The 23,360-nt window shown below is 69.4% G+C and carries 11 protein-coding genes; 9 read left to right on the forward strand and 2 right to left on the reverse strand.

All coding sequences use genetic code 11. The annotated features are described in order from the left end of the window. Positions 1-458 precede the first annotated feature (458 nt). From ACIBLC_RS29130 to ACIBLC_RS29145, 4 genes are all read left to right on the forward strand, one after another. Positions 459-4,454, forward strand: coding sequence for an amino acid adenylation domain-containing protein (locus ACIBLC_RS29130; RefSeq protein ID WP_399214250.1), 3,996 nt, complete (start codon positions 459-461; stop codon positions 4,452-4,454). Continuing rightward, the gene (locus tag ACIBLC_RS29135) at positions 4,451-13,762 is read left to right on the forward strand and encodes an amino acid adenylation domain-containing protein (RefSeq protein WP_399214251.1); all 9,312 of its coding nucleotides are present in this window, start codon (positions 4,451-4,453) and stop codon (positions 13,760-13,762) included. The genes ACIBLC_RS29130 and ACIBLC_RS29135 overlap by 4 nt, the downstream gene beginning before the upstream one ends. Positions 13,763-13,788: 26 nt before the next feature. Then, entirely contained in the window at positions 13,789-14,661 is an 873-nt protein-coding gene (locus ACIBLC_RS29140) for a TauD/TfdA dioxygenase family protein (protein WP_399214252.1), read from the forward strand. Between the two features lie 265 nt (positions 14,662-14,926). Beyond that, positions 14,927-15,592: a class I SAM-dependent methyltransferase gene (locus ACIBLC_RS29145; RefSeq protein WP_399214253.1), complete on the forward strand. Its 666-nt coding sequence runs from the start codon at positions 14,927-14,929 to the stop codon at positions 15,590-15,592. Between the two features lie 73 nt (positions 15,593-15,665). Here the strand turns inward: ACIBLC_RS29145 and ACIBLC_RS29150 are convergent, their stop codons facing one another. Then, positions 15,666-16,196 carry a hypothetical protein gene (locus ACIBLC_RS29150; protein WP_399214255.1) on the reverse strand — a complete coding sequence of 177 codons (531 nt, stop codon included), beginning with the start codon at positions 16,194-16,196 and terminating at the stop codon, positions 15,666-15,668. Positions 16,197-16,454: 258 nt separating this feature from the next. Between ACIBLC_RS29150 and ACIBLC_RS29155 the strand changes: the two genes are divergently transcribed. From ACIBLC_RS29155 to ACIBLC_RS29170, 4 genes are all read left to right on the forward strand, one after another. Further along, a complete protein-coding gene (locus ACIBLC_RS29155; RefSeq protein WP_399214257.1) occupies positions 16,455-18,698 on the forward strand; it encodes an MMPL family transporter in 2,244 nt (747 codons plus the stop codon). Positions 18,699-18,705: 7 nt separating this feature from the next. Then, the gene (locus tag ACIBLC_RS29160; RefSeq protein ID WP_399214258.1) at positions 18,706-20,037 is read left to right on the forward strand and encodes a sensor histidine kinase; all 1,332 of its coding nucleotides are present in this window, start codon (positions 18,706-18,708) and stop codon (positions 20,035-20,037) included. After that, the gene (locus ACIBLC_RS29165; protein ID WP_399214259.1) at positions 20,034-20,726 is read left to right on the forward strand and encodes a response regulator; all 693 of its coding nucleotides are present in this window, start codon (positions 20,034-20,036) and stop codon (positions 20,724-20,726) included. The genes ACIBLC_RS29160 and ACIBLC_RS29165 overlap by 4 nt, the downstream gene beginning before the upstream one ends. 187 nt (positions 20,727-20,913) lie before the next feature. Beyond that, positions 20,914-21,612: a 2-phosphosulfolactate phosphatase gene (locus tag ACIBLC_RS29170; protein ID WP_399214260.1), complete on the forward strand. Its 699-nt coding sequence runs from the start codon at positions 20,914-20,916 to the stop codon at positions 21,610-21,612. A gap of 40 nt (positions 21,613-21,652) precedes the next feature. Here ACIBLC_RS29170 and ACIBLC_RS29175 read toward each other — a convergent pair whose 3' ends face one another. Beyond that, a complete protein-coding gene (locus ACIBLC_RS29175; RefSeq protein WP_399214261.1) occupies positions 21,653-22,183 on the reverse strand; it encodes a pyridoxamine 5'-phosphate oxidase family protein in 531 nt (176 codons plus the stop codon). A 338-nt stretch (positions 22,184-22,521) separates the two neighbouring features. Here ACIBLC_RS29175 and ACIBLC_RS29180 point away from each other — a divergent pair, with 338 nt between their 5' ends. Beyond that, positions 22,522-23,262: a BTAD domain-containing putative transcriptional regulator gene (locus ACIBLC_RS29180; protein WP_399214262.1), complete on the forward strand. Its 741-nt coding sequence runs from the start codon at positions 22,522-22,524 to the stop codon at positions 23,260-23,262. Positions 23,263-23,360: the final 98 nt, after the last annotated feature.

Below are 23,360 nucleotides of genomic sequence, written 5' to 3' on the forward strand. Positions count from 1 at the left end.
GAGCACATTTAGCAACAACGGAAATCAGCCACCGCAAGGGTGGCCGAGCAAACAGAAGCGTCCGCAACCGTCACGTCGCATACATTTCGCGAAACTTTACGGAGTTCTGGTAGACAGATGGCGATTCTCAGAAGCTTGCGTGAGCCCTCACCGAGTCCGTGAAAGTCCGGTTCGAAATCCGGAACGGCCCGCGCTCCGTGTTGCTCGCACGGCAGCCAAGCGCGCGCTGACCAGGCTGGACAGCCGATCGCCCCAGTTGGGGCCCCCTGGAAGGACCTGGACCCGTAGGCATTACTTTCGCCCTACTTCGATTGCAACGCACACATTCCGGACGTCGATCTGAAGCCGCGCGAAGGTGACCATTCCGGCACGCTCGTGCTGGATCGCGTGAACCACTGATACTCCGGGAACGCCTGGAACTGTTTTCCGCCGCGTTCTCTTCTCGTGAAGGGTAATCCGTGTCTTTACCCCGGATCGCAGTCAGCACTCATTCCGACGAAGAGACGAAATCCGCGCCTTTGTCACTGGCGCAGGAACGTCTGTGGGTCATGGCGCGCATGGACGGAGATGCCAGCGCCGCCTACAACGAGCCGATGCCCTTCGATATCCGGGGACCGCTGGACAGAGACCTGCTCATCAAAGCACTGCATCTGCTCGCGGCCCGGCACGAGGCCCTGCGCACCCGGCTGGTCCCCTCCGAGGGTTCGGCCCTTCAAGTCGTCGATCCGCCGGACACGGGGTTCCCCGTGACCTTCGAGGATCTGACGGGACTGCCGGACGGGCCCGAACGGTTCACCCGAATACGGTTGGAGGTGGAGAGCACCCCGTTCCGCCTGGGCGAGGAGCCCATGGCGCGCGGCTGCCTGATAGCGCTCCAACCACACCATCACGTACTTATCCTGACGGTGCATCACCTCGTCTTCGACGGCTGGTCTCGCTCCCTGCTGCTGAGAGAGCTGGGCCTGGTGTACTCCGCGCTTCAGCAGGGACAGGACGTCACGCTGCCCGAACTGACCTGGCAGTACAGCGATTACACGCGCCGGCAGTGGGAGTGGATGTCGGGAGACGAGCCCGCCTCACACTCCGACTACTGGACCAGCGCACTGGCCGACACCCCGGCCGTGATCTCCCTGCCCGCCGATCGGCCCCGCCCGCCCGAACAGGACTTCCACGGCGACCGGTTGCCCGTGACTGTCGACGAGGACCTGACGCGAGCCCTGCGCGCGCTGGCCGCTGACAACGATGTCTCCCTCTACGCGACCGTCCTCACCGGCTGGTCCGTACTGCTGTCCCTGCTCTCCGGGCAGGACGACATCGTGGTCGGCGCCCCCACGTCGAACCGCCGAGGCGGCGACGTCGAGGGTCTGATCGGCTTCTTCGTCAACACCCTCGCCCTGCGCGCGGACCTCTCCGGCTCACCCAGTGTCAAAGACGCCCTGAAGCGGGTGAACCAGCGGATCCGTGACGCCCTCAAGCACGTCGACCTCCCCTTCGAGCGAGTCGTCGAACTGGTCAACCCACCGCGGAGTCCCGCCTACACGGCCCTGTTCCAGACCGCGTTCGCCTGGGTCCCCTCCATGCGGAGGGAATTCGAACTCCCGGGTCTGGAGGTCGAGTTGCGGGAGGACGCCGCCCACGTACCCGCGAAGTTCGACGTGGTCCTGGCCCTGGCCGACGAGGGCCGGCACCTCACCGGGGAGATCGACTACGCGGTGGCGCTGTTCGACCGGGCGACGATCGAACGGTGCGTACGTCAGTTCCTGCGCGTGCTGCGTCTGATGACCGAGCGGCCCGATGCCGAGATCGCCGACCTGACGCTGCTCGACGAGGAAGAGCAGCGGGTACTCCTCGCCACCTTCAGCACAGGGCCCACCGTGGCCGACCCGGCATCGGCGGACGTGCTGGAGCGCTTCGCCGCGCAGGTCCGCGAACGACCCGAGCAGTGTGCGGTGGTGGCCGACGACACGGAACTGGACTACGCGACGCTCGACCGCCGGGCCAACCGTCTCGCCCATGCGTTGATCGCCCGCGGTGCCGGCCCCGACCGTGTGGTGGGCCTGCACGCCGGACGTACGGCCGGATTCGTCATCGGTGTGCTCGGGATCCTTAAGTCCGGAGCCGCCTATCTGCCTCTCGACCCCGGCCAGCCCCCGGAGCGGCTCACCGCCATGGTGAGCGACGCCGCACCGGTCCTCGTGCTGACCGATCAGGGGGACACCACGGAGGGCGACGGACAGCTGTGGGAGCACCTGGCGAAGGTGGAGGCAGCGGGGACGCATGACGAGGCACCGACCATCGACATGGACCTGACTCGGCTCGCCTACGTCATCTACACCTCGGGCTCGACCGGTCGGCCCAAGGGCGTGGCGGTGACGCACGGCAGCGTCGTCAATCTCCTCGACCACTGGCGTGACCTCATGGGGGATGCCCCCGGCGAGGCGTCCTCAGCCTGGTCGAGCATCGGCTTCGACGCGTCGGTGCACGAACTCCTCGTCCCGCTGACCACCGGCGCCGTGCTCCACCTCGTTCCCGACGAACTCCGTGGTGACCCCCGGGCATTGATGGACTGGATGCGCGAACGCAGGGTCACCCAGGCGTTTCTGCCCCCGTCCTACGTCCTGTGGATCGGCGAGGATCCGGCCACACGCTTGGCCGGATCAAGCCTGCGTCAGCTCCTCACCGGAGTGGAATCCCTGCCTGAGAGCACCCTGCACCGTATGCGTGAGCTGCTGCCCGGCCTGCGCATCTGCTTCGGCTACGGCCCGACCGAGGCCACGCTCTACTCCACCGCCTACACCGACCCGCAGCCGTACGAGCGGTCGTGTCCCATCGGGCGGCCCCTGCGTGGCACACGCCTGTACCTGCTCGACGACCGAATGCGCCCGGTACCCGTGGGAGTTGCCGGAGAGGTCTACCTCGGTGGAGCGAGTCTGGCCCGTGGATATCTGAACCGCCCCGACCTCACCGACGAACTCTTCGTGCCCGACCCGTTCGTCCCCGGTGAACGCCTCTACCGCACCGGCGACTTGGCGCGTTGGCTGCCGGACGGCAACGCCGAGTACGTCGGCCGCCGCGACGAACAGCTCAAGCTGCGCGGCTTCCGTATCGAACCCGGCGAGGTCGAGGCGGCGCTGCTGGCGGTCCCCGGGGTGCGGGAGGCCGTCGTCCTGGCCGATCGCGAGACACCCGGTGGCCCTTACCTGATCGCCGGTGTGGGATGTGACGCCGAGGGCACGCGGATGTCGTACGAGTGGCGAGCGGCCCTCAAGGACCGTCTGCCGGACTACATGATCCCCTCCGTGGTGGCCGAGTTCCCGCGACTGCCGTTGAACCGCAGCGGCAAGGTGGACCGGACGGAGGTGCTGCGCGCAGCGGCAGGAGTCCGCACGGAGCGGGTCAACACGGCCGCGCCCCGTGACCATGTGGAGATGGCGCTTTACCGGGTCTGGCGCGGGGTACTGCTGCACCCGGACATCGGAATCGGTGACAACTTCTTCGAGCTGGGCGGCACTTCGATATCGGCGATCAAGATGGCGTCTGCTGTCCAGGAGGAACTCGGTGTCGCCCTGGCCGTCCGGGACGTCATGCTGCACCCCACCATCGAGGCGCTCGCCGAGCGGGTGCGCGGAGGCGGAGGCGATGCCGCGCGGTCCACGGAACGCAGCAACCTGGTCGAATTCCGTGCGGGTAGCGACCGGCAGCGTGTGGTGTGTGTGCACCCCGCCGGCGGCACCGCGTTCTGCTACCTGCCATTGTCCGCCGAACTGGCCGACGACATCGGCGTGGTGGGGCTTCAGGCGCCCGGTATCAATCCCGGCGAGCCCACCCTGCCCGGTGTCGAGGCGATGGCCGAGGAGTACCTGCGACTCGTCGATCCCGGCGCCGACGAGGCACTCGTGCTGTGCGGGCTCTCCTACGGCGGTCTGATCGCGTACGAGATGGGCCGCCGTCTGGTGGCGGCCGGACACGACAAGGTCAGCGTGGTCCTCCTCGACACCCACGGTGCCCAGGACGACGAGCAGCGCGCCGCGATCGCGCCGGTCGGCATGGAGGAGTTCCGGGAGAAGCTGGTGCGCTTCAACGGCATGTACCCGGGTATCGACGACGACCAGGTAGCCCGGTACCTGAACGTCTACAACCACCATCGCGAGACGGCGCGTGACTACGCCGTACCCGAATCGCCCGCCCGTACCGTGCTGATGCAGGCGACGGCCGTGGAGGACGAGGACGCGAACGGCGAGGGTGCCGCTCGTCTACGCGCGTTCTGGCGCCAGCGGGTCAGCGGTGAGTTCGTGGTCGAGCCGGTTGCCTGCGGCCACTGGGACATGTTGGAGAGCGACGAACTGCCCCGCGTCGCCGCCGTACTCACCGCCGAACTGCACCGGATGACGTCCGCCGCCGGCCAGGGCGACACGGAACGCACAACACCTTCAGGCACGTCGGAGGCACGATGAAACCGCGCGTGGAAACGTCCCCCACCGGCGTGGCCGAGGACGTGAGCGCCCCAACCGGGATAGCCCTTGAGATTCACCGCCGAGCCCTTCGCACACCACACGCCGAGGCGGTCGTCGACGGCGAAGTCAGCCTCGACTACGCGACGTTGAACAGGGCGGCCGCCACCGTCGCCGAGGAGCTGAGGCGCCGGGGCGTCACCGCGGGGCAGGCCGTGGCGGTGGCGCTGCCGCGGTCGTGGCGGCTGGTCTGCGTGATGCTGGGCATTCTGCGGCTGGGGGCGCAGGTCGTGCCCCTCGACACACAGAGCCCCGCCGAACGGCGTCGCTTCATCCTCCGGGACTCCGCCGCGGTCGCCACGGTGTACGAGACGCTCGAGAGCGTCACCGGGATCCCGCAGGACGTGAAGGCGCTCGCCGCGGACAGCCTCCTGCCCGAACTTCCTGATAGCGCTGCCGCCGTAGAGGCACCGTCCGTCCCCGGCGAGGTGTCCTTCCTGTTCTACACCTCCGGAACGACGGGGCAGCCCAAAGGAGTCGAGGTCCGTGACGCCGGAGTCCGGCGACTGGCACAACCCGGCTACATCCGCGTCGACCCCGGTCTGCGCTATGCCTGCCTGGCCAATCCGGCGTTCGACGCGCTGAGTTTCGAAGTCTGGGCGCCCCTGCTGACCGGCGGTTGCTGCGTGATCCTGAGCGACTCGGACGTGCAGACTCCCGAGCGGTTCGCCGCCGCACTGCGGCACGAGCGCGTGGACACCGTCTTCATCACCACGGCGCTGTTCGACGCTATGGTCACGGCTGTGCCGGACTGCTTCGCCACGGCCGGCGAGGTTCTTGTGGGCGGTGAGCCGCTCAACCCTCAGGTGATGCGCCGCTGGTACCGGGACAACGCCGACAGCGGCACCCGTCTGTTCAACATATACGGGCCGACGGAGTCCACCACCTTCGCCCTGTGCCATCCGATCCCGCGGGACTTCGACGGGGACGTGGTGCCGATCGGCCGCCCCTTGCCGCAGAGCGGTGCGGTCCTGGTCGTACCGGGCCGGGAACGGGTCGCCGCGCCCGGTGAGGTCGGCGAACTCCTGTTGAGCGGAGCCGGACTCGCCGTCGGATACCGCAACCTTCCCGAGGAGACCGAGCGGCGTTTCGTACGGCTTCCGTGGCTCGACGGTGGTGAGGAGCCGTACTACCGCACCGGTGACCTCGTACGGGCCGACAACGAGGGTTTGGTGGAGTACGTCGGACGAACCGACCGCCAGGTAAAGGTCCGTGGCTTCAGGATCGAGCCGGGCGAGGTGGAACGGCACGTTCTCACCCACCCGGCGGTCCAGCGGGCCTACGTGTGCACGCACCGCGCGGGCCAGGAGGGTCCCAACGAACTGCTGGCGTTCGTCGTCCTCCGTCAGGAGCTGTCCTACGAGGAGTTCACCAGCCACCTGACGACCCACCTGCCCGCCTACATGCGCCCCCACCAGATCCATCTCGTAGCTGAGCTGCCGCTCAACGCCAACGGCAAGGTCGACCGGGCCGCCCTGCTGCGGCAGGCCGACCAGCCCTGGCGGGCCGCCGCCTCCGACTCCGACGGACCGCCCGCGACGGAGACCGAGCGCCGGGTCGTCGAACTGGCCGAGGAGATACTCGGCACCACCGGTCTCGGGCTCGGCGACCGGTGGATCGCCAGCGGCGGTGACTCGTTGAAGGCGCTTCGGTTCTGCTTCGCCGTACGACAGCGATGGGGCCGCGAGCTGACTCAGGCGGCCGTCCTTCACGGCGACCTGGCCACCGTCGCCCGGTCCCTCACCATGGTCCGTCCCGGCGAGGAGAGCGCCCTGCCGGCACCGGTGGTCTCCGGTGCCCGCTCGGCGCCCGCCACCAGCGAACAACAGCGGCTGTGGCTGGTACAGCGCCACACCCCGGGCTCCCGGGCCTACTCCGTCAACCAGGCCTTCCGCCTGGACGGACCCGTCGACACCACTGCCCTCCGGCAAGCGCTGCGCAGCCTGGTGGCACGTCATGAGTCGCTGCGGACGAGCTTCGGCCTCGGGCTGGACGGCCTGGAGCAGACCGTCGGCAAGCCGTACGACCCCTGGCACGAACCGGGCCCCCAGCGGGCCTGGGACGAGGAGGAAGCGCACGCCTTCGCCGACACCTTCTTCGCCGAGCCCTTCGACCTCGCCGTCCCCCGCATGCTCCGGGCCTGCTGGCTGCCGCGTGAGGGCGGCGGCACTCTCCTGCTGCACCTGCACCACATATCCGTGGACGGCTGGTCGTTGAGCATCCTGCTGCACGACCTGTCGGCCGCCTATGCCGAAAACGGCCGGCACGAGGTCCCCGCTCCGACCCCACTGGACTTCGCGGTCTGGCAGAGCGACCGGTTCGCGAGCACGGCCTACCAGGTGCGGCGGGATGAACTGCTCGCCTTCTACCAGGGTTTGGAGGAGCCGCAGGAGCCGCTGCCCGCCCGGGACACGGGTCCGGCACCGCGGGCGCACCTGCTGCACACGTCGCTCGACGTCGTTCGGCGGGCCCAGGTGGACCAGCTGAGCGCCGAGTTCGGACTGACCCGGTTCCAGGTCCTGCTGAGTGTCTTCTCCTGGTGCTTGTACGGTGTGACCGGCCTGCTCCGCCCACGCATCGCCGCCCCGGTCGCCAACCGCCAGGTACGCGAGTTCGAGAACAGCGCGGGCATGATGGCGAACACCGTGCTGCTGCCTCTGACCGTCGTGCCCGGTGAGGACCTACGCTCACACCTCGCCCGCACCAAGACCGATACGGGGCAGGTACTGGGACGCCAGGACGTGGCGCTCGCAGACGTCCTGACCGGCTGGGAGGGCGTCGGCGACAGCACACCGTTCGACTTCCTGTTCGTCCTGGAGAACACCGACTTCGGTGCGCTGCGGCTGCCCGGCTGCGCCCAGCAACCCCTGTGGTGGGCGGCACCGGAGGCCAAGTGCCCGATGACGGTCTCCGTGGTCGAGCACGCGGACGGACTCGACGTGCTGTGGGAGTACGCCGAGGACCGGTTCACCGGCGAAGACATCGAGGCCATGGCGGAACTGTTCCGGCGGGGCGTGGACGCGCTCGCGGCCGGTGGCCGCTCCACCGCTCGTGACCTCGTCGTGCCGTACCGGCGGTCCCTTCCGGAGCACGGGCGCGGACCCGCAACGGAACCCGGCTTCACCACGGTCGCCGAAGGCTTCGGCCGGCAGGTCGCCCGTACTCCGGACGCCCCCGCCGTCGTCACGGCAGACGGCGACACCCTGAGCTACGCGGCCCTCGACGCACGCGCCGAAGCCCTCGCCACGGAACTCGCCGACCGCTACCCGATCCCGGCAGACAGCAGCCCCTGCCGGGCGGCCCTGTACCTGGACCCCTCCGCCGAACACGTGGTGGCGCTGTTGGCGCTGGCAAGGCTCAACGTCACCGCCGTCCCCCTCGACCCCTCCTACCCGGCCGACGTGCTGCGCCGCGTCCTGGAACAGATCGACCCGCTGTGCGTCCTCACCACGCAGGACAGCTCGCCGACACTGGACACGCTGCTCCCGGACGGTGTGGTGCGCCACCTCGTCGAACCGGCGGACCAGGCGCCGCGGAAGGGCGACGGCACGAGTGCGTCGTACGACGGGCACACGGATGACCGACGCACGGTGGACGCGCCGTCACACGACGGCGCCCGCCCCCTGTACACGCTGTTCACCTCCGGCTCCACCGGCGTCCCCAAGGGCGTGCAGATCCACGACCGCACACTGTGCGACCTGATCAGGTGGCAGTCCGGTCCCGGCGGCCTGAACGCCCCCGCGGCAACCCAGCAGTTCTCGATGCTGGCGTTCGACGTGTCTTTCCAGGAGATCTTCGGGACACTGTGCACAGGTGGCAGCCTCCAGCTCATACGTCCCGAGTGGCGTCAGGACGCGCCCGCGCTCCTGGACCGGCTGGACTCCGTGGGCGCCGAGCGGATCTTCATGCCCTACGTGGCCCTGCAACTGCTCGCCGAGTACGCCGTCCGTCTGAACAGGTATCCCTCCCGGCTGCGTGAAATAGTCACCGCGGGCGAGCAGTTGGTGTGCACTGACAGCATCCGGCGCTGGTTCGCCGGACTCCCCGGCGCACGCCTGTTCAATCACTACGGGCCGACCGAGACACATGTGGTCAGCGCCCTGTGTCTGGAGGGAGATCCTGGGCAATGGCCCGAGCGGCCAGCCATCGGACGCCCGGTGGCCGGCGCCGATCTGCGTGTGGTGGACGCCCAGGGCGATCCGGTCCCGACCTGGTGCACCGGCGAGCTGCTGATCGGCGGCACCATGACCACCCGCTGCTACCTCGACGAACCCGCACTCGTCGACACCCGCTTCGTCGAACTGCCCGGCGCGGGCCTGTTCTACCGCAGCGGTGACCGGGCGTTCTTCGACGGTGAGGGCCTGCTGCACTACGCGGGGCGCGACGACCAGCAGATCAAACTGAGCGGGCACCGGCTTGAACTCGGCTCCGTCGAGGCGGCCCTGCTGCGCCATCCGGCGGTGGTCAACGCGGTCGTCACACGTGTGGGAGACCGGTTGACGGCCGGCCTGGAAATCCGTGGCGAAGCGCCGTCCGCCGACGACCTGACCGCACATCTGTCCGCCCTTCTGCCCTCCTACGTGCGTGTGGACCGCTTCCGCAGGCTGGAGAGGCTGCCCCGCACACCCAGCGGCAAGCTGGACCGGCAGGCGGTCGTCCGGGCACCTGGGGAGGAGATAAGCCGTTCCGCGATCGCCCGCACGGGCCTGTCGGCCGAGGAGGAGCGCCTCACCGCCGCCTTCGAGGAGGTCACCGGGTCGACGATCGCACCGGACCAGACCTTCTTCGAAGCGGGTGCCTCCAGTCTCGCCCTGATGCGCTTCCACCTGCGCTGCACCACGGCACTCGGTCTACGCTTCAGCGTCGCGGACCTGTTCGAGCACGTCACCGTCCGCTCCCTGGCCCGCCACCTCAGCGCCCCGCGGCCACTCACCCCATCGGCCGCGACGAATGACGGGACCCCCGAACCCGGCGAGCCGATCGCGGTCGTCGGCATGGCGGTGCGGGTGCCCGGCGCCCCGGACCTGGCCGCCTTCTGGGAGCTGGTGGTCTCCGGCGGCACCGGGATCCGCCGCATCGACGCGCCGGAAGGAGTCGTCGGCGCGCACAGCACGCTCGACGGCATGCTCGACTTCGACCCGGGCCATTTCGGCATCAGCCTCCAAGAGGCACGTCTGATGGACCCCCAGCAGCGCCACCTGCTGATGGCCGGCGTGCAGGCCCTGGCGCACGCCGGAGTGGCGGACACCTCGGCCACACGGGTGGGCCTGGTGGCCGGCGCCGGGGAGAACACCTACTTCCAGTCCCTGCTGCGCGAGGCGGACCCCGGCCGACTGCCGGACGGCTTCCAGCTCGCGCTGCACCATGAGAAGGACTTCCTGGCCACGAAGGTGGCGTACCACCTCGGGCTGACCGGCCCCGCCTTCAGCGCCCAGACAGCCTGCTCCAGCTCTCTCGTCGCCGTGCACCTCGCCGCCGGTCTGCTCCGGCAGGGCGAAGCCGACGTGATGCTCGCCGGAGGAGTACTCATCGACCCCGGGCTGACCGGCGGCTACCGCTACCGCCCGCAGCACATCTTCTCCGCGGACGGCGACTGCCGGCCCTTCAGCGCCGACGCCACCGGCACGGTCGGCGCGAGCGGCGTCGGCGTCGTGGTCCTCAAAACACTGCGGGAGGCACGGCGCGACGGTGACACCGTCTACGCGCTCATCACGGGCTCCGCGATCAACAACGACGGTGCGGCGAAGATGAGTTACACAGCGCCGTCCCTGGCCGGGCAAAGGGAGGTGATCCGGACCGCCCTGTCCCGCGCCGGACGCACAGGCGCCGACCTCGGCTATGTGGAGGCCCACGGCACCGGCACCCGGCTGGGCGACCCGATCGAAGTGGCGGCTCTACGGCAGGCGTTCGACGTGAGTGAGTCCGGCCGCTGCGCCCTGAGCTCCGTCAAGAGCCAGCTCGGTCACATGGGCGCGGCCGCCGGTGTGGTGGGCCTCGTGCGCGCGGTCCTCGCCGTGCACCACGGGACGCTTCCGCCCAACCTCAACTTCCGTGCCTTCAACCCGGAGATCGGCCCCGATCCCACGCCCTTCTACGTCCCGGTCGAGGCGACGCCCTGGCCCGAGGGACGCGAACGGGTCGCCGCGGTCAGCAGCTTCGGGATCGGCGGCACCAACGCCCACGTCATCGTGGAGCAGGACACCGCGCCCGTACCGATGAGGGCCCGCGAGGTACCCAAGTGCCTGGTGCTGTCGGCCTCCAGCGCGGACGCCCTCGCCGCCGACGCCGCTCGGATCGCCGACCACCTCCAACTGCACCCGGAGCGCCACGGGTTCGTGCTGCGTCATCTCCAGGCCGGGCGGGTCGCCCGCCGCCTGCGGACCGCGACCACCGTGACGGACGCGGCTGCGGCCGAGCACTGGCTTCGCGCGGTGGCCACGGGAGCGGTGCCGCTCGGCACCGCGGACCCGGACGCCGTAACGGTCTCCGCGGCCGGTCGCACGGCCGACGACCTCGCTGAGGACTGGACCGCCGGTCGCCCTGTCGACTGGGGGGCAGGCTCCGCTCCGGCGCCCTGGGACTTCCCGCCCCCGTCCTTCTCCCTCGCGGAGTACGACTTCGACCGACTGCCCGAGGAGCCGCGCGAGGCCCCGGCCGCCACACCCCGGCGGCTGCCCCGGGCGAACTGGCTGCACCAGCCGCACTGGGTCCGGCTGCGCCGCGCCGCCGTCGCGGACACCACCGTGCCGGCCGGCCGCGCGTCCGCCGTGGTCGTCGTAGCCCCGGAGAACACCCCGCGGACAGCGCTCGCGCCCTTCAGAGCGGTGGCGTCACAAGTGATACGGGTGCACCCGGCCGCCGCCTTCGCCCGCAGAGGGCCGGACGCCTACGACGCGGACCCTGCGAATCCGGCGTCTCTGCGCCGGCTGCTCGATGCGCTGTCCGAGGACGGCGTCCCAGCTTCCGCCGACATGGAGTGGGTGCACGCCCTGCCCCTCGACGTGACAGGGCCGGTCGGTCCCGGCTCCCTGGAACACGCCCGTCACACCTGCGTGGACAGCACGGCGGCCCTGGCCCAGGCGCTGGCAGGGCGAAACGACTCCCCGCGTGTGTGGTGGCTGTCGTACGGCGCCCGGCCCGTGACGGGAACGGTGGACAGACCTGAATTGGCGCTCCTCGCCGGGCCGGTCGAGGTCGCCCACCAGGAGTCCGCCCTGAACGGCCACTGGCTCGACCTCCCCGACGGCGACCTCACCCGCTGGGCCGGACACGTGGCCTCGGTCGTCGCCGATACACGTGGGGCCGGTCATCCCGACGGACCGGCACTACCGCGCCAGCTCGCGCTGCGGCAGGGTTTCTGGTGGCGGCCGGGCACCATGCCGGTACCGGAGCCTGAGGGTACGCGGTCCCTCGTACCGGCCGGAGCGGACACCGTCCACCTGGTGCTCGGCGGCACGGGCGGCATAGGCCGCGCCATCGCCGCCTGGCTGCTCGAACACACCCGTAGTCGCGTCCTGTTGCTGTCGAGAAACCCGCGGCTGCCCGAGGAGTTGAACGGATGGGCCGACCGCGTCGGGCTCGTCCCGGCGGATCTCGCGACCATGCCCGTTCACGAAGTGGCGGCGGCCGTCGCCGGCCAAACGTCTCGGCTGGACGGCGTCATCCACGCGGCCGGTCTCGGACACGGCGCGCTGCTCGTGCGACGCGACGCCACCGCCATGCGCGACGCCGCCGCGGTCCGCGAGAGGGGCGCACTCGTCGTCGAGTACCTGATCGGAGCCTTCCGACCCGAGATCGCGGTCTACTGCTCCTCGATGTCAGCCTTGCTCGGCGGTGTCGGCCAGAGCGACTACGCGGCCGGCGCGAGCCTCCTCGACGGCTTCGCCCACCACCGGGCCTCCGAGACGGAGACGACCGTCCGGATCGGCGTCAACTGGGACATCTGGAGCGAGACCGGAATGGCGACCCGGGTCCTGAACACGGACAGCCGCCATCAGGCCCACCTCGCGGTCGGCCTGACCGTCGAGGAGGGCAAAGCGGTCTTCGCCCACGCCCTCGCCCTGCAACTGCCGCAACTCCTCGTGTCCACAACCGACATCGATGTCTCCCGAGCCTTCTACGCTCCCGCCGAGAACGCGGATCGGTCCTCGTGCTCCGGACCACCGCACCCGACGGACGGGAAGGAGGGGGCCACCGACGCGGGCAGTACCGGAGAGCGAGGGGACGCCATGGCCAGGGTGATCCAGGATCTGCTGGGCGTGGCCGAACTGGACCCCGAGGACTCTCTCTACGACCTGGGCGCCGACTCGCTGACCCTGATCAGCCTGATCGACCAGATCGAGGACGACTACGGCGTCGAGTTCGACCTGGCCTCGTTCAGTCACCGCGTCAGTCTGGCGGAGATCCTGAAACACATCGAGGCGGCTCTCACCTCCGTCGAGCCCAGCACCGAGGCGGCCGGAAGCACCTCCCGGGTCGTCCTCGACGTCTGGCAGGAGGGAATCGGTTCGGCCGTCCTGTGCCTGGTGCACCCCGTGGGCGGTGACATCCAGGCCTACCGCTCCCTGGTGGCAGCGCTCGGACCCGCCCCGACGGTGTGCCTCATCGCCGACCCGGCCCTCCGCGACACCGAGATGCCCGCATGGTCACTGGCCGAGCGGGCCCATCACTACGACGCGGCACTACGTGAGCGCTTCGGCGGACCGGACCACCGGCTTCACCTGGCCGGATGGTCCTACGGCGCCCGTGTGGCGATGGAGATGGCGTGCCTCGCCGAGTCGGCCGACCGGCCGCTGGAAGCGCTCTATCTTCTGGATCCGCCACCGCCCCGGGCGGAGGCGCTGGTCGCCGCCTACGACGAGGCTCACCTGGAGAAGGTGTTCGCCGCCGAACTCGGCACCGGCGCCTCCTCGTTGCCGACCGAACACGCACAGGCGTACGCCGAGAGGCTGGCCCGCTGCTGCCGAGCGAACCTGCGCAGCCTCGGGGAACATCGCGTACGGCCGCTCGCCTCCGTCCCTACGTATCTGTGGCTGGCCGAACACCCCACGGCGGGCATGCCCACTCCCGCGGACCCTCAGGAGCCGGACCGGCAGTGGAACACCTGCCTGCCCCCGTCCGCCGTACGCAGGTATCTGCCCACGGACCACTACGGCATCGTCGCGGCACCCCATGTGGACACGGTGGCCGAGACCATCAGGGCGACGCTGGCGTCCCCTGGTACCGGTACTCGCGGGACCGCTGACCTGTAAACCCCACCCCGCCTCTGGAGGATGACATGGAGTCATACGAACGCGAAGCACTGGAAGCGGTGACCACGCGTCCCGCGTACCCCTACCGCACTCTCACCGTCGAACGGATCACCCCTGTTCTGGGGGCGGAGGTCTCGGGCGTCGACCTGTCGCAGGAGATCCCGGCGGAGCAACTGGAAGAGATCCGGGCCGCCTTCCGCGACTACCACGTCCTCGTCTTCCGCGATCAGACGATCACCGCCGAGCAGCACAAGGGCTTCGCCGCCGCGTTCGGCGAACTGCGCCCCGTCAACCCGCCGCCGCCCGAGGGCGATCCCTACGTCCTGGAGATCCGCACGACGTCGGCTGCGGCGGACGTGGCGGGCAACGGCTGGCACGCGGACGGCACCGCCGACGCCGAACCGTCACTGGGGTCGATGCTCTACATCACCGAGATACCCGAGCCGGGATGCGGCGGCGACACCCTCTTCGCGAACATGCACCTCGCCTACGGCATGCTCTCACCGGCCATGCGCGCCCTCCTGGACCCGCTGACCGCGATACACGACGGCGCGCATGCCCTGGCGGGGTACACGCCGCCCGCGGACTACGTCATCCCCAAGAGCGAACACCCGCTCATCGCCCGGCACCCCGAGACCGACCGCAAACTGCTGTACGTCAACAAGGCCTACACCAGCCGCATCCCCCAGCTCTCCGCCGACGAGAGCCGGGCCCTGCTCGACGTACTCTTCGACATCATCGCCCGCAGGCCGGTCCTGCACTGCCGCGTCCGCTGGACCCCGGGCACGCTCGTCTTCTGGGACAACCGCTGCGTCCAGCACCACGCGACGTACGACTACTACCCCTACGCCCGCTACGGCCAGCGCGTCGCCATCAACGGCGGCCCCGTCAAGGGCTGATGTCCTGACCCCGGTGAGGCGTCGTGCACGGACCCCGGTCCCGCGTACGACGCCTCACCGCGCTGCCTGCCGCTGCCACGGCGGCGGGCATGACAGTGCTGATGTCGGAGTGGGGCCTCGATGCGGAGCGGCACCGACCTCATGAGCTGCCGAGTCCGCACCATCGCGCTTCACAAGAGCGACAGCGACAGCCCAACTCCACAGGGATCAGGGAAGACCAAGATTCCCGCGACCCTCCCCAGCACCAGGAACTACTGTCGCGCCCATGGTCGAACACGACACCCTCAACGCCACCCGCCAGGCTTACGACGCTGCCGCCCCCACCTACGCACACCTCTTCCGCGACACACTGCGCGACAGACCTCTCGACCGCGCGATCCTCAACGCCTTTGCCGAAATCACCGGCGCCGGCACGAGTGGGAACAGCGACGGGAACGGCCAAGTCGCGGACCTGGGATGCGGACCCGGCCACATCACCGCCCACCTCCACGAGCTGGGACTCGACGCGTTCGGCATCGACGCCTCACCCGCGATGATCGACCTGGCCCGACAGGCCTACCCCGGCCTCCAGTTCGACGTCGGATCGATGGCCGCGCTGAACATCGCGGACGGCACACTGAGCGGGGCACTCTCGCGCTGGTCCATCATCCACACTCCCCCGGAACAACTCCCCGCCATCCTCGCGGAGTTCCACCGCGTGCTCGCGCCCGGCGGACACCTCCTCATCGCCTTCTCCGCAACCGATGGCCCATCTCACCCCACACAGGTTTTCGACCACGCCGTCACACCCGCCCACCGGTGGTGGCCCGATCACCTCGCCGCACTGCTCCACAAGACCGGGCTCGTCGAAACAGACCGCGTGATCCGTGAACCCCGGCCCACCGACCAACGGCAATTCCAAGAAGTCCACATCCTCGCCCGCAAGGACTGAGGGGCTCGGAGAGCGAGGCGAGCCACCGATGTCCGCGTGCTTCGTCGAACCGCGTGGGCGTGCCGCTTCCCGCTCAGTCCTGCGGAGTGGGGAAACGTCGGCGGGGGAACTTCCGGTTGATCTCAGCGCGCATGGCCTCATAGGACTTGGATTCCGCGTGGACGGCAAGATGCTCGAACGACCCCCACAGACCGCCGGCCTGTCGCTCCTCGAGCCGTCGGCGTTCCGCCCGGATGAAGGGCTCCAACGCTCGCCACACGGTCTTGATTCCGGTGTAGTGCATCACGATGGCGATGTCTTCCTCCAGGACCCGGGTGACCACGAGGGTTCCGAGGTCTTGGTAGAACCCGCCGACCAGCATCACCTGCTCCCGCTCGGGCGACGGCAGACCTGAGATGCCCAGAGCGGGGTCGTACCCTTCCAGCCCCGTCGTGATGAACACCGCGGCCTGCTTGAACTCAGGCGTACGCGTCCGGCTTCCCAGCTCCGCAGTGAACAGCAGAAGGTTCGTGCGCCGCGTGTCCGAAGCCTGCCGCAGGGCCGAAGCCGCAGCGATCGTTACCGCCACGAGAGCGACGACCAACGTGAGGATGTTGAAGAACACTCCTGCCTCCACACCCCAAGTGTGGTGCAAATCAGGCAACTTCGACACCCCGACCGCGGCTTCGCCGATGCCCTCTCATGATGTTCCCCGATCCGGCCCGTAGTGCGTGGGCACCAGGACACGCGAGTGGCTGGTCCGGTCGCACCAGGGGAAGACGGCGGCGGGTGACGATGCCCGGCGGGACGCCCGAGGGAAGTGTTGGAGGCGCGTAAATATCGCGCATTCCCCTTACCTATTGGTGTCTGGAGTGATCAACAGGTGGCAACACTTCTTTACCGGATCGGACGATGGGCCTTCCGGCGGCGCCGGCTCGTGGGCGGTCTGTGGCTGGGTGTCCTGGTGGCGGCCGTGGTCGGCGCCGCCGTGGCGCCGGCCGGGGAGGAAGAGGACCTGTCCATGCCCGGCACCGAGTCGCAGAAGGCGTTCGACCTGCTGGACGAGCGCTTCCCCCAGAGCAACTCCCAGGGCGCAGAGGCGCGCTTGGTGTTCCAGGCCCCGGACGGACAGCGGGTCACGGCCAAGGAGAACAGGGCAGCAGTCCAGGACACGCTCGACTCGCTGGACGGGGGCGATCAGGTCGCGTCGACCACCGACCCCTATGAGACCGGCGCTGTCAGCGAGGACGGCACCATCGCCTACTCCACGATCACCTACACCGCGGACGCCGTCGACCTCACCGACCCGACGAAGAACGCCCTCGAGGACGCCGCGATCCAGGCCCGGAACGCGGGGTTGACCGTCGAGATCGGCGGCTCGGCCCTGGATGCGGAAGTGGAACTTGGCGGTACGACGGAGCTCATCGGCGTGATGGTGGCGGCGGTGGTGCTGGTCCTCACCCTCGGATCACTGGTCGCGGCCGGATTGTCACTGCTGACCGCCTTCTTGGGCGTGGCCATCGCCTTCGGCCTGATCTCCGCGCTGGCCGTTCCACTGGGCCTGACGTCCACCGTCGCCATCCTGGCGCTGATGCTGGGGCTGGCGGTCGGCATCGACTACGCACTCTTCATCACCTCCCGCTTCCGCGACGAGCGCGCCCGGGGCAGCGAGCCGGAGGAAGCCGCCGGCCGGGCGGTGGGCACGGCCGGATCCGCCGTCGTCTTCGCCGGCGCGACCGTCTTCATCGCCCTTATCGGGCTGGGGGTCGTCGGAATCCCCGAACTCACCAAGATGGGCATGGGCGGCGCGGGCGCCGTGGCCCTTGCCGTACTCGTCGCACTGACCCTGGTCCCCGCGCTGTTCGGCTTCTTCGGCCGACGGGTACTGTCCCGCCGTTTCCGCGAGGCCACCCGGCCGGGAACCGGGCGCCCGCACCCTGACCCCACCGCGGCCGGCCGGCCTGGGCTCGGCATCCGCTGGGCGCGGTTCGTGCTGCGCCGGCCGGGGACCGTGCTGATGATCGCCGTACTCGGTCTCGGCTGCGTCGCCCTGCCGGCGCTGAGCCTCGAACTCGGGCTGCCCGGAGACGAGTCCAAGCCGGTGGAGACCACCCAGCGCCGTGCCTACGACTTGCTGTCGGAAGGCTTCGGCCCCGGCTTCAACGGCCCGCTGACCGTGGTCGTCGACACGTCGGAGTCCGGGGACACCCGGGCCACCACGAACCTGGTCGTCAAGGCCGTACAGGGAGTGGACGGGGTCGAGTCGGTCGGTGATCCGGTTCTCAGCCAGAACAAGGACACGGTCGTCCTCACCGCTGTTCCGCGGACCGCGCCGAACAGCGGCGAGACCAAGGACCTGGTGAACGCGATCCGGAGCGCGGCCGACGGCGTCGAGGCCGACACGGGCGCCGGCATCGCGGTGACCGGCACCACCGCGCTGAACATCGACATCTCCGAAGCCATGTCCGACGCCCTCATCCCCTACCTGACCGTGGTCATCGGCCTGGCGGTGCTCCTGCTGATGGTGGTCTTCCGCTCGGTCCTGGTCCCGGTCAAGGCCGCGCTCGGCTTCCTGCTGTCGGTGGGTGCCGCCTTCGGGGTCCTCGTCGCCGTCTTCCAGTGGGGCTGGGCGGCAGACCTGCTCGGCATCGAGCAGACCGGACCGGTCATGTCGCTGATGCCGATTCTCATCATCGGAATAGTGTTCGGCCTCGCCATGGACTACGAGGTCTTCCTCCTCACCAGGATGCAGGAGGCCTACGTCCATGGCGCGCCCCCCGGCGAGGCGATCGTCAGCGGTTTCCGGCACAGCGGGCGCGTGGTGGCCGCGGCGGCGATCATCATGATCAGCGTGTTCGCGGGATTCATCGGGATGAGCAGCCCGACCATCCAGACGATGGGCGTCGGCCTGGCCTCCGCAGTCGCCTTCGACGCCTTCGTGGTCCGGATGGCGATCGCACCCGCGGTCCTGGCGCTGCTCGGCCACCGGGCCTGGTGGCTGCCTCGTATCCTGAACCGTGTGCTGCCGAATGTGGATATCGAGGGTGAGGCACTGAGCAGGCATGTACCTGCCTCCGCGACCGAGCAGGACGCAGCGGTGCGGCGGCTCCCCGTCGGCCGCGACTGAGCCGGCCATGACGAACACGGGTGGCGGTGGCCCACGACCACGCGGCACGTGGCGGCGGGAGGGAGCGATCACGGCAACGGCGTTCGCGCTCTGTCTGCTCGGCGGCGTGGTGCAGGACGACGGCAGCACGCTGTCACCCCCGTCTGCCGCCGCCTACTTCGTCGCCGTGGTGTCCTGTGCCGTGATTCCGGTGCGGCACCGGGTGCCCCTGGCCGCCATGGCGGTCACGACCGCGAGCGGCGTGCTGGCGCCGTTCCTGGGCCTCCTGCTGAGCCCGCTCATCGCGGCCCCCGCCGTGATCACCGCCTACTCCTACTCGCTCACCGCGCGCACCGAACGGCGCGCGGCGAGCGCGGTGGCGCTCATCTCCGTGGCGCTGCTGGTCGCCTCGACCCCCTTGTTCGGGGCCCTCTCGTGGAAGGACGCGAGCAGGGTGGGAGCGGTGGCGGCGTTCCCGCTGGTGGCCGGCGTACTCGGTCACTCGGCGCAGAACCGACGGGCCTATCTGGCAGCCGTCGAGGAGCGGGCGCGGCGGGCCGAGGAGAGCCGGGACAGCGAGGCGCGCCGGAGAGTGGCCGAGGAACGGGTGCGCATCGCCCGGGAACTCCACGATCTGGTGGCCCATCAGATCACCCTGGCCAACGCACAGGCCACTGTCGCCGCCCACCTCTTCGACACCCGCCCGGAACAGACCCGCAAGAGCCTGAAGGAGCTGGTCGCGACCACCAGCGACGCGCTCGACGACCTGCGGGCCACGGTCGGTCTGCTGCGCCAGTCCGGGGACTCGGCCGCGCCCGCCGAACCGGCGCCCGGGCTGTCCCGGCTGTCCACGCTCCTCGAGTCCTTCCGGCGCGCGGGTCTGGATGTGTCGGTTCACCAGGAGGGCACGGCCAGGCCGCTGCCGCCGGGAGTGGACCTCACCGCCTACCGCATCGTCCAGGAGGCCCTGACCAACGTGACCAAGCACGCCGCTACCGGCAGCGCCCGGGTGCGCCTCGCATGGCACCGCGATCGCGTGACCATCAGCGTCGCCGACGACGGAGGGGGCGCCCGTACGGCACCGAACACGTCCACGGGATCGAGCGCGTCCGCGGTGCCGGACCGCCCGCCCGGTTACGGTCTGATCGGGATGCGGGAACGTGCCACCGCGGTCGGCGGACACCTCTCCGCGGGCAGGCGCCCGGAGGGTGGCTTCCTCGTCTCCACCCAACTGCCCCTCCCGCCCGCCAAGGACACGACGCGGATGACTGACGGAGCGACAACCACCGAGGGACGGATGGCCGACGGAGTGACCGGCTACGGACGGACGGGCGACGGACAGGCCGGTGATACGCCGTGACGCACCGCGTACTACTCGCCGACGACCAGGCCCTGCTGCGCCAGGCCTTCCGGATGCTTCTCGACACCGCCGACGACATCACCGTGGTCGGCGAGGCCGGCGACGGCAGGGAGGCGGTGAGACTCACCCGGGAGCTGCGCCCGGACGTAGTGATCATGGACATCCGCATGCCCGAGGTGGACGGCCTCACCGCCACCTCGGAGATCTGCGCGGATCCGGAACTGCGATCCAGCCGCATCCTGATCCTCACCACGTACGAGACCGACGAGTACGTCGCTCAGGCGCTGCGCGCGGGGGCCGGCGGCTTCATCGGCAAAGGCATCGGGGCCGAGGACCTGCTGAACGCCGTGCGTACGATCGCCGACGGCGACACTCTCCTGTCCCCCGCCGCGACGCGCTCCTTGGTCACCCGTTTCCTGGCCACTCCGGACAACCCACCGCCGCACCACCCCGAACAGCTCGCGGCGCTGACCCCGCGCGAACGCGAGATGGTGGCTCTGGTCGCAACCGGTCTGTCCAACCAGGAAATCGCCGAGCGGATGTTCCTCAGCCCCTTCACCGTCCGCGCCCACGTACAGCGCGCCATGACGAAGCTCGAGGCCCGCGACCGGGCACAACTCGTCGTCATCGCCTACCGGACGGGCCTGGCCCAGACCTCCCCCGACGACGGCACCGAGCCCCTGGCGTAGTCAGACACGGGCGACTCCACGCGTCCGGCCGCGCGGTCGCGAGAGATGGACCGCTGGTGACCTTCGCCCGCAGCGGCGTCTCCGTGCCATTCCCCCGACGGCCTGCGCAGCGCGCTCGAACTCGCTGACGCCTGCGACGTTCCCAACATCCCGCTCTCGGATGATCCAGGGGCGTCAGAATGGCGTGATGGATCATCACTTCGTCGGCATACCAGAGTTGACCGACGTTCCCCGTGTCGCCGTCGTCATCGACGTCATGCGTGCCTTCACCGTGGCTGCGTGGGCCTTCGCGCGCGGCGTCGAGAGGATCGTCCTGGCCCCGACGGAGGGTGAGGCACTTGCCTTGAAGGAGAGTCACACGGGCTGGCTGGCTTTGAAGGACGGACCTCCGGCAGCGGGCTTCGACGCGGTGAACTCACCTGGCCTGCTCAGGTCACGCGATTTCGCCGGGCGCACGCTGGTGCAGAAGACGACGGCAGGAACCGTGGGAGCGCTGGCCGTCGCGAACGCGCCGCTGGTCCTGTGCGCGAGCTTCGTGGTGGCCGGCCCGACCGCACGGTTCCTGCGGACCAGGGATTCCGGTCCGGTCACGTTCGTTGTCACCGGCGAGGCAGGCCAGGCCGACGAGGACCTGGCCTGCGCTGAATACATTGCTCGATGTATGGCCCGAGACGATGTCGAGGCGACCCCGCATCTCCACCGCGCGAGGACTTCTCGTGCCGCGACGGAGCTCGTCGGCGGGCTGCGGAGCGGATACCACCCAGACGACGTCGACCTCTGCCTGGAAATCGACAGGTTTCCCTTTGCGATGATGGCTCGCCAGGAAGAGTCCCTGACGGTGCTCCGCCCCGTCACGGTGCCTGACATCCCGCCAAGTAACCAATGACCAGCTGGCGCACCGACGTCGCTCGTCATGGCGTGATGGCTCACTGAACCGCGTCGGACCGCACGCTGCTGTCACTCTTCCGCTGACGTTCCGCACGCTGCTGGACGAGTTCCTCGACGGCGCTGGGCAAGGTCGTCTCGAAGTCGATCAGCTTCGCCCAGGTCGGCGTCATCACGATGCGGACCATGCCGTCGTAGAGCGAGCGGATCTCGGCCTCCCACTCGACCCGTTGCTCGGCCGTCATCTCGTAGGAGCCGTTCATCTCGAGGTACTCCTCGGGAATGCCGTCGACCTCGTCGAGTTCGACAGTGCCGCGGACGAGCAGGATCGTGGGCGGGTGCACCTCGGTGTCGATCGTGATGGCGACGGCCGGGTTCTGACGGAGCGAAGCCAGCTTCGGGGCGTTCTTCGACGTGCACATCACGGCCTCCTCGCCGTTCCAGGCGAAGGCGATCGGGATGTTCCGCGGTGTCCCGTCCTTGGCCACGTATGCCAGGCGACAGAGGTCACGAGCCAGCATCTCCTGGCTCAGCGGGCGGTTGAGGATCTCGATGATCTGGTCGTTCGTCATGGCGGGCCTCCTGAGGACCGTGCGACCGCGGTGGTCGCTTCTGCCCTGGGACGGAGCCAGCACGCCGTTCTCGACATCCCTGCCCGACTTTCCCCCGCGACCCTGCGGACACGTATCCACAGGGTCGCGTAAACGGTGCCGCCGACCGCCCCCGATCCGCTCAGCGGAACAAAGCGTGACAGAACCAGTCCGAAGGACCACCCTTTCTGTCAGCAGTCCTAGAGGTAGCTCTCGGACATGTCCGGGGAACCGAATTCCGTCGGCGCACCGAGTGCAGTGGGGGACACGTGAATCCAGGCTCGGTCGATTCTCGGCCTCGCGGTACCCGGTTCGCGATATTGGGCCCGCTCTCCGTCGTCGGCGGTGACGAGCGCAGACCGGTCCCGCTCGGGCCCCTCAAGCAACGCATTGTTCTCGCCGTACTGCTCTGTCATCCCAATGACCTGGTGTCCGTGGAGTCGCTGGTGGACGCGCTCTGGGACGGCGGCCCGCCAAAGACCGCACGGAAGAACATCCAGGTGTACGTCTCCGCACTGCGCAGGCTGCTGGAGGACGTGGAAGCCGGCGGACGACTCGTCTGCCGGGCGGGCGGCTACCTGCTACAGGTCGGCGACGAGGAGCTGGACTCCCTGCGGTTCCGCGATCTCAGCCACGCCGCCAGAGTGGCGTCGAGACAGGGCGCTCTCGATTCCGCGGCCGGGCTGCTCAGGGAGGCGCTGAACCTGTGGAGCGGTCCGTCACTGCCGGAACTGCGCTGCTCCCGGGCGGTGTCCGACGAGGCGGACCGCTTGGGCAAGCGCTATCTGCAGGTCTACGAGGACTGGGCGGAGACCGAACTGCGGCTGGGTAATCCTGAGGTGATCGCCGACACCATCGGTGAGTTACTGGAGCTGCATCCGCAGCGTGAGCGCCTGCGGGCCGCTCACATGGACGCCCTGTTCCAACTGGGTCGGCAAACCGAGGCGTTCGGCGTCTACGACGAGTACCGCCAGTTCCTGGCAGGCGAGTTCGGGCTGGATCCCAGCCCGGCACTAGAAGCCCGGTACCGCTCGATGCTCACCGGCGGCCGGTCCCTGTAGCCAGACCGATCAGAGGCATTGGGCGGATTGGACGGATCAAGCGGATCAAGCGGATCAAGCGGATCAAGCGGCCGGACGATCGCCGGACGTGACCGCGA

Source organism: Streptomyces sp. NPDC050535 (assembly GCF_044457665.1).
Classification (GTDB): Bacteria; Actinomycetota; Actinomycetes; order Streptomycetales; family Streptomycetaceae; genus Streptomyces.